Raw genomic sequence first — 14477 nt, 5'->3', positions numbered from 1 at the left:
TTTGCAGTGAAGAACCCGGGTGCCACGCTTTTCATTTTGTTGGGTAAACTTTCATTTGTTTACGAAAGTAAAGAAAAAATGCGTCACAAGCAATACAAATGCTGCAGAAAAACACTGATGATGTCAATCAATTTTATGATTTTTTATCAATGATTTAACGCAACGCGCGCCGTGAATGCCGGCCTCCCATCTTTTCCTGATCGCAGTTCTTCATTGACAGACAGGGGCTTCAGGGAACCTACTTTGCCTACGATCTTGAGGAGGATCGATTAACTGACAATCTTTGGGAGGCACAGATGAATATCAGAAAATTCGGCGTGACGATGCGGGCTGCCGTGGCGGTATGGGCGCTCTGCGCCACGTCGGCATTTGCCGACACCACCATCGAGTTCATTCAATGGTGGGAACCCGAAATGCCGTCGGGCGCTCTGCGCGGCATCATGAACGATTTCGAAGCCAAAAACCCTGGCATCAAGGTGACGCTGGTTAGCGGTCCCTATGCCACAACGCGCGACCAGATCGTCGTCGGCGCAGCCTCGGGAACGCTGAGCGACGTCGTGGGCCTGGATGGTGCCTGGGTAAACGGGCTCTCCAAGCAGGGCGCAATCGCCTCCATGGACGAACTGATGGAGAAGGCGAAATACGACAAGAGTCAGATTACCGATATCGTCAAGGTCGATGGCAAGAGCGTGATGTTCCCGCTGGCATCCTTCGTCTACCCGGTCTTTGTGAACCTCGATATCGCCAAGGCATCCGGCGTCGACAAGTTGCCGACCACGCGCACGGAATTTGCCGAAGCCGCGAAGAAAATGACCGACGCCTCGAAGAACCAATACGGCTGGGTCCTGCCGCTATCGCTGCAGTCTCCGAGCGGAATCCAGAACGACGTGATGTCCTGGGTCTGGGCCTCCGGTGCCTCGATGCTGAAGGACGGCAAGCCTGACCTCGAAAATGAAGCCGTCGTCGGCACGCTCGACTATATCGCTTCCCTCAACAAGGAAGGCGTTATTTCTCCCGGCATTTTCGCCAAGAAGGAACAGGACAAGGTCGAGGAATTCGTCAATGGCCGCGTCGGCATGATGGTGGATTCCCTCGCCCATGTGAACCTCATCCGCGAGCGCAATCCGAAACTCAACTTCGGCATCTCCGCCTTGCCGGCCACTGACGGCTACACCGGCAAGCGCGGCATGCCCTATGCGTCCTGGGGCATCGGCATCAGCGAGGGCAGCCAGCACAAGGAAGAAGCCTGGAAGCTCGTCGAATACCTGATGAGCCCTGATGTCAACGGCCGTCTCGTCTCGATTGCCAACGCCTTCCCCGGCAACGTCCACGCCAAGCCAGACTTCGTGGCCTCGGACCCGATCTTCGCGGAAGCCTTCAAAATCTTCCAGAGCGGTTATCCTGCGAACGAATTCGTCGGCCTTCCGGTTGCCGAAGAGCTGATGCGCGACATGAACGTCGAAGTTCAGAAGATGTTCGACGGCGGGCAGTCAGCCAAGGAGGCAGCTGCCAATACCGAGAAGGCGTGGCTGGCGAAGTTCTAAGCACGTCGCTTTCACGGATCACCGGCAGCGCAACCAGGCGCTGCCGGTGCAAGTCGTCAAATCTCGGCAGAATAGAAAGTCACAGCTCATGAATCATTCGGCTACGGCTCTGGTCGCTGCGCAAGCCAAGGCGCGAAGAAAAGGATGGCTTCGTTACAGCACCTTGAGAAAGATGGTGCCGTATTTCTACGTTTCGCCGGCGACCCTGCTGCTTGTTCTGCTGATGCTGTTCCCGATGGTGATGGTCTTCAAATATTCACTGATGGACGGCGCCATCATGAAAAAGGACGCGGCATTCGCAGGCGTCCAGAACTATCTGACCATCTTCGAGAATCCGGTCTTCTGGCAGTCGGTCGTGCAGACGCTTTATTTCACGATCATGAGCGTCGTTTTCCACTTCATCATCGGCCTGGCCTTCGCGCTGCTGTTGAACACCAATCGCGTCGATCCGCTCATTCGCAGCATCCTGCGTGTGCTCTTCATCCTGCCCTGGCTGTTCACCGCCGTCATCATCGCCATCATCTGGCGCCTGCTGCTCGACCCGAACGGCGTCGTCAACAGCGTGCTGATGGCGCTCCATATCATCAACTTCAAGGTCGAGTGGTTTTCGTCCACGCGCACCGCCATTCACGCTTTGACCTTCGCAAATATCTGGGCGGGTTATCCGCTCTACATGGTCAGCCTGCTCGCCGGCCTCCAGGGCATTTCGAAGGAGCTTTACGAGGCAGCCGGCATCGACGGCGCCAACGAACTCCAAAAGTTCTGGTACATCACCATTCCCCAGCTGATGCCGATCATCATCAGCATCGCGCTTCTAGACTTCATCTGGACGATGCAGGTTTTTCCACTCGTATGGATGACGACGGGCGGCGGCCCGATCTATTCGACGGAAGTGCTCTCCACCTTCACCTACAAGCTCGCCTTCTCGCAGTATCAATTCTCGCTGGCTTCGGCGAGCGCGATGATCATCCTCATCATCTCGATGAGCGTCACCTACTTCTACATCAAACACCAGCAGCGCAGGTGATCCATGGCAAAGCGTTCCTTCAAGAGCTCGGTTTTGCCGACCATCCTGACCTATCTGGGTCTGGCGATCGGCCTGGTCTTTTCGGCCTTTCCGATCGTGTGGATGTTTTTCAGTTCGCTGAAATCGAATACGGAAATCTTCGCCCTTCCGCCACGGCTGTTGCCGGATGATTTTACGGTGGCCGCCTATCTGACGATCTTCAACGATCCGGTGAAAGTGCGGTTCTTCATCAACAGCTACTTCGTCGCCGGCGTCGTCACCGCTCTGACCCTCGTCGTCGCGATCGTGACCGCCTACGGCTTCAGCCGCTATCAGTTCCGGTTCAAGAACACCTTGAACATCTTCATCATCAGCACCCAGACCGTTCCACCCATCACCCTTCTCATCCCCTATTTCGGAATGGTGGTCGCCTTCAGGATCTTTGATACCTATCTGGCGCTGATCCTCACCTACATGGTCTTCACGCTGCCTTATGCCATCCTGCTGATGACAGGCTACCTCAACACCTTACCGAAAGAGCTGGACGAGGCCGTCCTGGTCGACGGCGGTTCGAGCTGGACGGCGCTTTGGCGCGTCATCGTTCCTGTCTCCATCCCGGGGATCGTCGCCACCGCGGTCTACACCTTTCTGCTGGCCTGGAACGAATTCCTCTTCGCGCTGACGCTGACAAAATCGATGGACCTCAGAACCGTTCCGATCGGCATCCAACTTCTGATGGGCCAGCACGCCTTCGAATGGAACGAGATGATGGCGATGAGCGTGCTCGGTTCGCTTCCTCTGCTGGTCCTTTACCTGGTTGCTCAACGCTACTTCCTGGCAGGCATGACCGCCGGTTCGGTCAAAAGCTGATGAGACGTCTCAGAACCTGCGCCAGCCGCGTTCAAGATCGTTTGGGCAATATCGGCAAAGCCAAGCCCGGCGGGCTGCGAGGAGACCCATTTCGGCGCGTGTTGCAATTGTGAAAGAACCGGGATGATGTTGTTGACCCCGAAAGAGTTGCGGATAAAGCCAAACATCGGTGCATCATTTCGAGAGTCACCGACGAAGGCGGTCACAGCGGCTGTTTCATCGGGATCGACACCAAACATCTCGGTTAAAACGCGCTCGCTCATCGAGCGCTTGTTGTAATCACCGATCCAAGTGTTGATGTGAATGGAGCTGATCGCAACCGTTCCGCCGTTGGCTTTTATACTGGATGCGAGATCCTCGACCTCACGCGGGTCGTGACCCTGAATATCGATCGCGACGTCCGCCAGCCGAAAGACCTGGTCGTGGGCAATTCTGAACGTCCTGCTCCTTTGCGAGATCAGTCCTTTGATCGTCTGCAGGTGCTGGCGTTGGCGCTCACCCTGCAGGGCGCCGTCTTCCCAATAGTCGAAGACGACGTCACCGTCCCGACGGGTGACACAATATGCGCCACTTTCGCCGATGACTGCGGCCACCGGCCAGGCACGAACGATATGTTCGCACCAACCGGCGGAGCCGCCCGTAACCGGCACGACCGCAATACCCGCCCGGCTGAGATCCCAGAGAGCTTCGTAGGTTTGCGGCAGTAACTTGCCTTCGGTGGTCAGCGTATCGTCGATATCGGTGAACAGGTAGCGCACATCCTGCAACTCACGAGCTGATGGCGCCAGGTCTACGTAGCTCATGTCATGTCCTCGCTGCATGTGACCACGTCCAAGCCGCTCTCGGCGAGAGCGTTGGTGGCGACCGCTTCGCCAGGCAGCCGATCGGTGTAAAAACGGGTGAGTTTGCTGAATGGCGCCACACGCACGGAAGCGTTTCGCGTCCACTTGCTGACGTCCGCGGCCAATATCTGCGTTTGCGAATTCTCAAGGAGGGCATTGGTGATTTGGGCTTCGCTATAACTGAAGTCCATCAGACCGTTGAGCGGACTTAAAGCGCCTGCGCCGACGACTGCGTAAGTCGCATAGAATTTTTCGACGAACCTGATCACATCCGTGCCCACCACGTCGCGATCGTCGTGGCGCAAAAGACCGCCCGTCAAATGGACCTCGACACTCGGCGCGTCGCAAAGGCTCAAAGCGACGTGGATGTTGTTGGTGATCACCGTCAGGCCCTGGTGATCACGCAACGCCTCGGCAACGAATCGCACCGTGCTGCCGATCCCGAGGAACACTGTCGCCTCTGCCCCTATGTCGGCGGCGACGCGCTTGGCGATAAGCCGCTTGGCCCGCCGATTGAGCTGGGCGCGAGCATTGAGCGAGATGTTGCTGCCCTCGACCGGCAGGTCGACGCCGCCGTGAAAGCGGCGCGCGTGCCCGAGATCGCATAATGCATTGATATCGCGACGGATCGTCTGCGTCGTCAGATCGTACCGACGTGCCAGCTCCTCGATGTACTGAACGCCGTCCGTTTCGATCAGCGCGAGGATCTCACGTTGTCGGCTCGATATGATCCGCTGCCCCATCGCCGCTCCTTACGTGAGGTAGACACTGGGGTCGTCTGTTATCACGCCGGTCAAACCCACATCCCAGAACGATGTGAGCCGCTTGGGATCGTTGCAGGTCCACGCCCGCACCGAGATGCAGCGACGAACGGCCTCTTCGAGAAACCCGATACTGAGAGCCTTGTAGTCAAGATGGATGGTCTTTGCGGGAATCGACCGAAGGACATCCAGCCAATCCGCAGGCAACTTGCTCCACAGCATGGCGAGGTCGTAGCTTGGATCAATCTCGTGCATTCCCTTCAGCGCAGCGGCATCAAAGCTCGAGATCATGATCTTGGTGTGCGCCGCCCGCGCTTTCAGATGTTGATCAACGACTTTGACCAGTTGGTCGAGTGACTTGTGATGGGCATGCTGCTTGATCTCGACATTGGCGTTGAGGCCGAGTTCGCCCAGCGCCGAAACAACGCGGGCCAGCGTCGGCAGTGGTTCACCTTTGAATTTCGGGCTGAACCATGAGCCAGCGTCGATGGCTTCGAGATCCGACGCCGTGAGGTCGGCAAGATTTCCCTTTGACGACGAACAGCGATCGATGGAAACATCGTGGATGACGACCGGGGTACCGTCTGCAAGAAGTGCAACGTCGAGTTCGACCCACTCAGCACCTTGTTCAGCGGCCGCCCGGAAAGCGGCAATGGTATTCTCGGGCGCAATGGCAGAGGCGCCTCGATGCGCCTGAACTTCACTGCGTTTCGGGCCGGATCGCGGCTCTACGATCGTCATCGTCTCATCTCTTTCGTCGTCTTCTGGCTGGGATGGAGAAATAATAAACCGGAGTCAATCGGTGCGTTTTCCAGTATCGCTGTTGAAAGGGTGCATCGCGCCGACACGTGCGAAGACGTCGATATTTGCATTCTCGGCAAAATCCGGACGCCCCGGTACGGTCAAGACGACCGTCTGCTGGCTCCCACCCAATCGCACATGCAGATGGCTTTCTCCCCCAATTGGCTCGAGCAACTCGACCGTTGCATTAAGACGAACGGAAGGCTCAACCGGTTTGGTGACGAGCAACGCGTCTGGGCGAAGGCCGACCATGTCGGTGCCGGCGGGCAATGCCAGGGCACTTTCGCTGTCGGCTGCCCTGAGGACGTCGATCGGCACAAGATTCATAGGCGGTGAGCCGATGAAGCTGGCGACAAACAAACTAGCCGGGCGATCGTAGACCGCCACGGGCGTGCCGACCTGTTCGACAAGTCCTCCGTTCATGACGACCAGCCGGTCCGCCAGCGTCATCGCTTCAAGCTGGTCATGCGTTACGTAGATGCTGGTAGTCTTCAGGCGCCGTTGCAGCCGGCGTATTTCAACGCGCATCTGCACCCGCAATTTGGCATCGAGATTGGACAGAGGCTCATCGAAAAGGAAGGCGGCCGGCTCGCGAACGATGGCGCGCCCCATTGCAACACGCTGGCGCTGCCCGCCGGACAGTTCGCGAGGTTTACGATCCAACATCGGCCCGATTTCGAGGATCTCGGCCGCCTCCGCCACACGGCGGTTGATTTCCGCCCGTTCGGTGCCGCGATTTTTCAAACCATATTCGAGGTTTCCGCGCACGGTCATATGCGGATAAAGCGCATAGTTTTGAAAGACCATCGCGATATCGCGGTCGGCCGGCTCTGCCTTATTGACATTACGGCCCGCAATCTCGACCTGGCCTTCGCTGATCGTCTCCAGCCCGGCAATCATGCGAAGCAAAGTTGATTTGCCGCAGCCGGACGGGCCGACGAGCACGATGAGTTCGCCGTCTGCAACAGACAGGTTGATGCCTTTGACAGCCGGAACGGCCCCATAATTCTTCTTGACGTCGATGATGTTGATCGTGGCCATTTCATTTCTCCGTTTCGACCAGGCCTTTAACAAAAAGGCGTTGCATGGCGACGATGACGAGGACGGGTGGCAGGGCGGCGAGAATGACGGCTGCCATCACGAGGTTCCAGCGCGGCTCGGCATCGGCAACCGCTGCCATGCGCTGGATTCCCATCACGACGGTGTAGAAGCTCTGGTCGGTCGTTATGATGAGCGGCCAGAGATACTGGTTCCAGCCGAGGACGAAGAGGATGATGAAGAGCGCCGCGATATTGGTTATCGACAGCGGCAGCAGAATATCGCGGAAGAACTTCATCGGCCCTGCCCCATCGACACGGGCAGCCTCCATGAGTTCGTCAGGGACGGTCAGAAAGAATTGACGAAACAGGAAGGTTGCCGTTGCCGATGCTATCAGCGGAATGATGAGACCGCCGTAGTTGTTCAGCATTCCAAGGTCGGCGACGACCTTGTAGGTCGGCACGATGCGCACCTCGACCGGCAACATCAGGGTGATGAAGATCATCCAGAATGCCAGGGTCCGGAACGGAAACCGGAAATAGACGATGGCAAAGGCCGAAAGGATCGAAATGACGATCTTCCCGACGGCGACGCCAACCGCCATGATCAGCGAGTTGATCATCATCGGCCCGATCGGCGGCGCCCCGGAGCTTGTCATCCCGGATGAGAGCATCGTCGAATAATTCTCGATGATGTGGCTACCTGGTGTCAGCGGTACGACACCTGACAAGAAGTCGTTTGGGCCGTGGCTCGATGCGATGAAAGCCACGTAGACGGGAAATACCACGATCGTGACGCCGATGATGAGGACAAGGTGCGCCAGGAAATTTAGGAAGGGGCGATTTTCAACCATCCTTGGAAGTCCTCAATATTGCACGCGGCGTTCAATGAAACGGAATTGTACCGCGGTCAGAGCGACGACGATCACCATGAGTATGACCGACTGCGCCGCCGACGAACCCAAATTCAGTCCGATGAACCCGTCGAAATAGACCTTGTAGACAAGGATCTCCGTCGCGCGCGCCGGTCCGCCCTGGGTGGTCGCATGAATGATGCCGAAAGTATCGAACATCGCGTAAACGATATTGATGACAATCAGATAGAAGGTCGTCGGTGAGATCAGCGGGAACACGATCGTCCAGAAACGCTTCATCGGCCCGGCTCCGTCGATGGCCCCGGCTTCCTGAAGCGAGCGCGGCACGGATTGCAGCGCAGCCAAGAAGAACAAGAAGTTATAGGAAATCTGCTTCCACGTCGCCGCGATCACGATCAGGACCATGGCGTCGTCAGGATTGATCAGATGGTTCCAGTTGATCCCCATCGCCCGCAACATATAGGCGACGATACCGATCGACGGATTGAACATGAACCACCAAAGAATGCCGGCGATCGCGGGGGCGACGGCATAGGGCCAAATGAGCAGGGTCGAATAAATTCGAGAGGTGCGCAACACACGCATCGCCGCTGCAGCCAGGAGCAGCGCGATCGACGTTGACAGGACCGTCACGAGAATGGCGAAGATGAGCGTGTGGCCAAAGGCATTGATGTAGATCGGATCGGCGAAGAGCCGACGGTAGTTTTCGAACCAGACGAAGGTCGTCTTGAAGCCGAAAGCGTCCTGGCGCAGGAAAGATTGCCAGAATGCAGTTGCCGCAGGCCAGAGGAAAAATACCACGGTCACGAAAATTTGGGGGGCGATGAGCAGGTAAGGCAAAAGCTTGTTGGGAAATACGGTCCGTTTGGTTTGCATGGGCCCTCACACTGACGGATGGGAAACGGGGGCCGGACTTTCACCAGCCCCCGTCACGAAGCCCGTTAGTTGGCGGACTGGAAATCGCGAAGCTGTTCGTTGCCTCGTCCGACCACGGAATCAACTGCTTCCTTCGCCGTCTTCTTCCCGCCCAGCAAGGCCGCAAACTCATCGTCGATGATGCCACGCACCTGGACGTAGTTGCCGAAACGGATGCCCTTGGAATTGTCGGTGGGTGTCACTCGTGTCAGTTGCTTGATGCCAATATCTGATCCGGGGTTCTTCTCGTAATAGCCCTGATCCTGGCCCAGCTTATAGGCAGCCTCGGTTATCGGCAGGTAGCCCGAGAACTGATGCCAATCGGCTTGGACTTCCGGCTTCTGCAGGTAGGTGAAGAACTTCGCGACACCTTTGTACTCCTCTTCCGGGCGACCCTTCAGCGTCCAGAGCGTGGCACCGCCGATAATCGAGTTGAGCGGCTGTGGAATAACGTCGTCATAGTAGGGAAGCGGCGCAAAACCGACCTTGAAAGCCTTTGCGTTGTTGATGACCCCTGCCCGACCGGCGGACGAGTTCATGTACATCGCGCATTCCTGAGAATAGAACATCGGCGGAGCGTTATCGCCGCCGCCAGGTCCGCCGAATTTGAAGAGCCCCTCGTCCTGCCACTTCTTCAGGTTGCCCCAATGGCGGATCGTGAGATCATTGTTGAAGGTGAATTCTGCGTCCAAGCCGCCAAAACCGTTGGCCTTGGTGGAATACGGCTTATCGTGCAGGGCATTCAGGTTCTCGGTCTGGATCCAGGAGATCCAGGCGCTGGTGAAGCCGCATTTGGCTGCGCCAGACTTCATGATCGTCCGCGAAAAGGCTTCAACGTCCGCCCATGTTTTCGGCGGCGTTTCCGGATCAAGCCCCGCCTTCTTGAAGACATCCTTGTTATAATACATGATCGGCGTCGAGGAATTGAACGGCAAGGACAGAACGTTGCCGCTGGTGTCCGAGTAGTAACCGACCACCGGAGCAATGAATTTGCTCTGGTCCCAAGCCTCTCCCTCGTCCTTCATCAACTGGTAAACGGGATAGACCGCACCCTGTGCTGCCATCATGGTGCCGGTGCCGACTTCGTAGACCTGTACGATTGCGGGCTGCTGGTTGGCGCGGAACGCAGCAATGGCGCCCGTCAGCGTCTCGTCATAGGTGCCTTTGAAGACCGGGACGATCTCGTAGTCAGATTGAGATGCGTTGAACCCCTTGGCGATCTGTTCAAGCTTCGCGCCATTCTCGCCGCCCATCGCGTGCCACCACTGGATCTTCGTGGCTGCCATTGCCGGAACGGATAACGATAGGCTGGTCAATCCTGCGGACAGGAAAAAAGCGATCTTGTTCATCCTCACTCCCACTTGTTGTCGGTCCGAAGCCTCCCGCTACGAACGTGAGCCCGATGGTAACAGGCGAGTTTCACTTTGCAAGAATGAAATGTTCAAATGAACATTTGATCGCCAACCGCGGCCGACGATCACCCGTGCTGGGTTGTCGCGATGCTGGCGACAGCATCAAGGTTCGAGGTGCTCTGTTCTTAGGGCGGGGAGATGGATTGGGCTTGGTCACCTTTTGGTGACAGCGCAAGCGTGATCGAACGAACGCCTCCATGCCGTTCACCAACGGATTTCAGATCTTTGCTGCCTGGAATGTCACAACTCTGCCGCTGTGATCACCTTAGCGGCCTTCCGACCTCTTCCAATGGGGACCTGTCATCGTCGCCAACGGCGGGTGCCAATCTTGCAGCATCTTGCAGACTTCAGCTCTGGTGGGCGCGCCGATGCGTCCGCCAAAGACTTGGCACTTGAGTGCTGCGGCCATGGATGACAATCGCATCGTCTCTTCGATCGGCAAGCCTTCGGAAATAGCCAGCGCAAAAGCGCCATGGAAGATATCGCCGGCTGCGAGCGTATCGACCGCCCTCACCTTCGGAGCGGCAAGATGGACAATTTCGCCGGTTCGGTCATCGAACCAGAAGCAGCCGCTTTCACCAGCCGTAACGCTGATGAAGGCATGCTCGAACTTTCGCTTCAGAAGGCCGACGACCGTTACCAGCTCGGCTGTTCCGGCAAGCCGCTCGGCCGCCGGCTGCGAGAACACGATGTGGTTGGCCAGCGGGGCAAGCATCTCGATCACGCCATCGCCTGCAACGTCGCCATCGAGAATGGCCGGCTTGCCCGCCTCTCTCGCTGCCAACAGCGTCCGTAGCGCAAGCTTCGGCCACCGGACGTCGACCAGCACCGCATCGAAAGCAGAAACGTCCTGTTTTGTGACCGGCTTGACCGTCTCGTGCAGGCCCGCATCGTAGAAAGGCACAATCAAGCGCTCGCCCTGGTCATCAACAAGGATCGTTGAGACGGCCGAGCGAGCGCCTGCCACACGCACCATGCCGCTCGTGTCTATGCCGCTAGCGCTAAGGTCGGCAATGATGCGGTCGCCGGTGGAATCATCGCCGACTGCACCCCAGAGGCTGGCTTTGCCGCCCAGCCGGGCGACTGCAAAGGCGGCGCTCGACGCCATGCCCTCGGCGATCTGCAGCATATCATAGGGCAGGATTTTGCCCTGGCCGGCGGGTAACGAGCGCACACGAAACAGGGTATCGAGGACTGCCGCGCCGACACACAAAACGCGGGGCGCCCGGCCTGGAGGCTGCTCGAAGGCAGAAGAAGTCGTCAAAACCGTGGTCTCACCCGCTCACTTGACGGCTCCGGCCGTCAGGCCCGCCACGATCTGCCGTTGCGCAAACACCGTCAATATCAGCACCGGCAAGGTGACAATCAACGCCGCCGCCGCCAGCGGTCCCCAACTGACCTGCTCGAACGAAAGCATGTTGTAGACCGCGACAGGGAGCGTGCGGGTCTCGCGGCTGGCGAGCACGATGCCGAAGACGAAGTTGTTCCACGAGAAGATGACCGACAGGATGAAGGCGACGACGATGCCCGGCCTGGCAATCGGCAAGGCGACCAGCCGGAAAACCTGCCAGGGTGTTGCGCCGTCGATGCTTGCAGCCTCTTCGAGTTCCATCGGCGTCGTCTCGAAATAACCGATCATGATCCACACGACGATGGGCACGGTGACGACGAGATGGATAATGATCTGCGGCAGCAGCGTGCCGAGCAGGTTCAGCCACTGGAACAGCAGGAAGAGCGGGATCAGGAAGGAAAGGCCCGGCGTCATGCGCGCGATCATGATGACCAACGCAGACTTCTCAGCCTTCAGGCGCGCGATGCCATATCCGGCCGGCACGCCGATCAGCAGCGCCAGGAGCGTGGCCGCACCCGTCACCAGCACCGAATTCCAGAGATAGAGGAAGAAATTGTTTTCCTCGAAAACCTTCAGATAGTTCGACCAGGCAAAGCGCTCCGGGATGAAGATCGGCGGATAAGCGCCGTTGTCGATTTCATATTTCAGCGACAGCGAGATCATCCAGAGGAAAAACAGGACGACCGGCGATATCATCACGAGGGCAACAAACAGCAGTCCGATGCGATCGAGCGTCTTGCGCTTCATCAGCGTGCCTCCCCGTCGGACCAGTTCGCGCGCTGCCGCAGCATCATCAGGACGAAGGCGAGCAGGACGATGAGGATGAAGAAGACGACCGCCATCGCAGATCCATAGCCAATATCGTAGTAAGCGAAAGCAGTGTTGTAGAGATAGATGTTGATCGTTTCCGACGCCGTGCCCGGACCGCCTTGGGTCATGGCGTAGATGATGTCGAAACTTTTCACCGCATCGATGCTGCGGATCATCACGGCAATCATCAGGAACGGCGCGATCATCGGCAGCGTCAGATAGCGAAATTTTTGCCAGACATTGGCTCCGTCGATTTCGGCACTTTCATAGGGCTCGCGCGGAACCGCCGCCAGACCGCCGAGCACGATCAGCATGATAAGCGGCGTCCACTGCCAGGTCTCGACCAGCACCAGCGATGGGATGACGCTGTTCTGATTATAAATCCACTCCTGCGGGCCGATACCGATGAAGGAGAGAAGATAGTTGAGGACGCCGAGCTGCGGGTGGAACATCATCGTCCAGACGAGCGCGATGGCGACGGGTGTGGCCATCATCGGCATCACGAATATGCCGCGCAGAAGGCCGCGCAGCGGAAATTGCGTATCGAAGATCAGCGCGGCGAGCGTTCCCAGGAAAAGGGGCGCCACCACGGAGAGCGTCGTATAGAGCACCGTATGCCACAGCGAGTCCCAGAAGCGCATGTCCACGACCAGGCGGGCATAGTTGTCCAGTCCCGCAAAGACCTGGGACTGGCCAAGCGTCCAGCTGTTGACGCTCATCCAAAGGGTAAACACCCATGGAAAAACGATGACGGCCGCAATGACGATGAGCGCCGGGATGACGAAAGGCCAGTAGTTGGGAGCAAACCGATCCGGTTTGCTCCCTCCTTTCGACGTCTTGGCCACTGCGGCCGTTTCGATGCTTGTCGAGGCCATTATCCCTCGCTTTTCGCCAGGACCGGTTCGAACTGCGCCGTCGCTGCCTTCAGTTCGGTTTCGGGATCGGCGCCGCCGATCATGTTGGTGAGACCGACGCCATAAACGTCGCGGAACTCGGTGACCGGAATGATGACCGGCAGCGCGAGCTGCGAGATCTTGCCGGAACCGACGACGGCATCAAGCCAAGCGCCCGGCATCTTGACGCCTTCGCGGACCTTCGCATCCTCAAGGACGGACTGGCGGAAAGGAACGCCGGCACCGGCCTGCAGAAGACGTGCGCCCATTTCATGCGAAATCGCCCATTGGCAAAAGAGGTAGCCGGCTTCTTTCTTCTGGCTTGCCGCGAAGACGCCAAGCCCGTCGCCGAAGGTGCCTGCGGCCTGTGCCTTCGGACCTTTCGGCATGATGCCGTAACCGACCTGGCCGACGACGCGCGACTTTTCCGGATTCTCGATCGGCGGCGCAAAACCGACGCCGTCCAGCCACATGCCGATCTTGCCCTGCAGGAAGGCCGACTGCGCCTCGGCCCAGTTGAAGCCGGAGACGCCGGGAGGGGCGGTCTTGGTCATCAGTCTTTGGTAAAGCTTGGCCGCATCGATCGCTTCTTGCGATGTCGTGCGCAGCTTGCCATCAGGGCCGAGCGGGCTCGAACCATAGCCGAGCAGCAGCGACGTCCAGACCGGTGTGTTGGCGTTCTTCAGGCCGCGGGCGACGAAGCCGTAGGTGTTGGTTGAAGGATCGGTGAGCGCCTCCGCAGCACTGGCGAGTTCTTCGAATGTCGTCGGGTAGGCAAGCCCCTTCTTCTCGAACAGCGCCTTGTTCCAATAGATGATCCAGTAGTCGACCGAGAATGGAAGCGAACGCAGCACGCCGTCCGGATCTTTGGCAAAAGTCAGGCCGGCTTCGGCGAAGTCGCTTTCAACCAGAGACGGATCGGTCAGAGAGGGATCCTTGAGAAAACCGCCGATATCGGCAAGCCAGCCGCCCTTTTCGAACTGCCGCTTCTGGACATGATAACTCATGTGCACGACATCGAAGCTCGGCTTGCCGGAGCTCAGCTCGATGGTCGTCTTCTGACGCTGCTGTTGTTCGGGCGTCGCTTCGGCATTGACCTTGATGCCGGTGAGCTCCTCGAATTCGGACAGGTACTTCATCAGTATTTCGCTGCGCGGGCTCTTGACCAGGTTGACTTCGAGCGTCGTGCCGGCAAAGCGCTTCCAATCGACGGCAGCCGATGCCAACCGGACGCCGAGCATGCTGCCGGCGCCAAAAGCGGCCGTACCCGCCAGAAAGCCGCGCCTCGTCGGATTCAAAAACGATGACATGTGATTCCTCCTCCTTTTGCCGGCGATCTCCTCACCCCCGGCTGTTTATT

Annotated in this window: 14 protein-coding genes; 3 read left to right on the top strand and 11 right to left on the bottom strand. The window is 58.1% G+C overall.

Going from position 1 to position 14477, the window contains the following annotated elements; genetic code table 11:
* Positions 1–296 precede the first annotated feature (296 nt).
* From A6U98_RS33735 to A6U98_RS33725, 3 genes are all read left to right on the top strand, one after another.
* Complete coding sequence (locus A6U98_RS33735) at positions 297–1544, top strand: sugar ABC transporter substrate-binding protein (RefSeq protein ID WP_064655552.1); 1248 nt, start codon at positions 297–299, stop codon at positions 1542–1544.
* Between the two features lie 88 nt (positions 1545–1632).
* Positions 1633–2571, top strand: coding sequence for a sugar ABC transporter permease (locus A6U98_RS33730; RefSeq protein WP_064655551.1), 939 nt, complete (start codon positions 1633–1635; stop codon positions 2569–2571).
* Positions 2572–2574: 3 nt separating this feature from the next.
* The gene (locus tag A6U98_RS33725; RefSeq protein ID WP_029871186.1) at positions 2575–3420 is read left to right on the top strand and encodes a carbohydrate ABC transporter permease; all 846 of its coding nucleotides are present in this window, start codon (positions 2575–2577) and stop codon (positions 3418–3420) included.
* Here the strand turns inward: A6U98_RS33725 and A6U98_RS33720 are convergent.
* The 11 genes from A6U98_RS33720 to A6U98_RS33670 all read right to left on the bottom strand — a co-directional run bounded on the left by A6U98_RS33720 (position 3378) and on the right by A6U98_RS33670 (position 14427).
* Positions 3378–4223: an HAD-IIB family hydrolase gene (locus tag A6U98_RS33720; protein WP_064655550.1), complete on the bottom strand. Its 846-nt coding sequence runs from the start codon at positions 4221–4223 to the stop codon at positions 3378–3380. The genes A6U98_RS33725 and A6U98_RS33720 overlap by 43 nt on opposite strands.
* Complete coding sequence (locus A6U98_RS33715; RefSeq protein ID WP_064655549.1) at positions 4220–5005, bottom strand: DeoR/GlpR family DNA-binding transcription regulator; 786 nt, start codon at positions 5003–5005, stop codon at positions 4220–4222. The genes A6U98_RS33720 and A6U98_RS33715 overlap by 4 nt, the downstream gene beginning before the upstream one ends.
* A gap of 9 nt (positions 5006–5014) precedes the next feature.
* Positions 5015–5764, bottom strand: a complete 750-nt coding sequence (locus A6U98_RS33710) for a glycerophosphoryl diester phosphodiesterase (protein WP_064655548.1) — start codon at positions 5762–5764, stop codon at positions 5015–5017.
* Positions 5765–5818: 54 nt separating this feature from the next.
* On the bottom strand, positions 5819–6865 hold the full coding sequence (locus tag A6U98_RS33705; RefSeq protein WP_064655547.1) for a sn-glycerol-3-phosphate import ATP-binding protein UgpC: 1047 nt from the start codon (positions 6863–6865) through the stop codon (positions 5819–5821).
* Between the two features lies 1 nt (position 6866).
* A complete protein-coding gene (gene ugpE, locus A6U98_RS33700; RefSeq protein WP_003550144.1) occupies positions 6867–7715 on the bottom strand; it encodes a sn-glycerol-3-phosphate ABC transporter permease UgpE in 849 nt (282 codons plus the stop codon).
* 12 nt (positions 7716–7727) lie between these two features.
* Positions 7728–8612: a sn-glycerol-3-phosphate ABC transporter permease UgpA gene (gene ugpA / locus A6U98_RS33695; RefSeq protein ID WP_064655546.1), complete on the bottom strand. Its 885-nt coding sequence runs from the start codon at positions 8610–8612 to the stop codon at positions 7728–7730.
* A 65-nt stretch (positions 8613–8677) separates the two neighbouring features.
* Complete coding sequence (gene ugpB, locus A6U98_RS33690; protein WP_064655545.1) at positions 8678–10000, bottom strand: sn-glycerol-3-phosphate ABC transporter substrate-binding protein UgpB; 1323 nt, start codon at positions 9998–10000, stop codon at positions 8678–8680.
* A gap of 328 nt (positions 10001–10328) precedes the next feature.
* Positions 10329–11327 (bottom strand): sugar kinase, encoded by a 999-nt coding sequence (locus tag A6U98_RS33685; protein WP_064655544.1) that lies wholly within the window; start codon positions 11325–11327, stop codon positions 10329–10331.
* An 18-nt stretch (positions 11328–11345) separates the two neighbouring features.
* The gene (locus A6U98_RS33680) at positions 11346–12161 is read right to left on the bottom strand and encodes a carbohydrate ABC transporter permease (RefSeq protein WP_064655543.1); all 816 of its coding nucleotides are present in this window, start codon (positions 12159–12161) and stop codon (positions 11346–11348) included.
* Positions 12161–13099: a sugar ABC transporter permease gene (locus A6U98_RS33675; protein ID WP_064655542.1), complete on the bottom strand. Its 939-nt coding sequence runs from the start codon at positions 13097–13099 to the stop codon at positions 12161–12163. Before A6U98_RS33675 ends, A6U98_RS33680 begins: the two co-directional genes overlap by 1 nt.
* Positions 13099–14427, bottom strand: a complete 1329-nt coding sequence (locus A6U98_RS33670) for a sugar ABC transporter substrate-binding protein (RefSeq protein WP_064655541.1) — start codon at positions 14425–14427, stop codon at positions 13099–13101. The genes A6U98_RS33675 and A6U98_RS33670 overlap by 1 nt, the downstream gene beginning before the upstream one ends.
* Positions 14428–14477 lie beyond the last annotated feature (50 nt).

The organism is Rhizobium sp. WYCCWR10014, assembly GCF_001657485.1.
In the GTDB taxonomy this organism is placed as follows: domain Bacteria; phylum Pseudomonadota; class Alphaproteobacteria; order Rhizobiales; family Rhizobiaceae; genus Rhizobium.
This window is presented reverse-complemented; position numbering and strand designations above follow the sequence as displayed.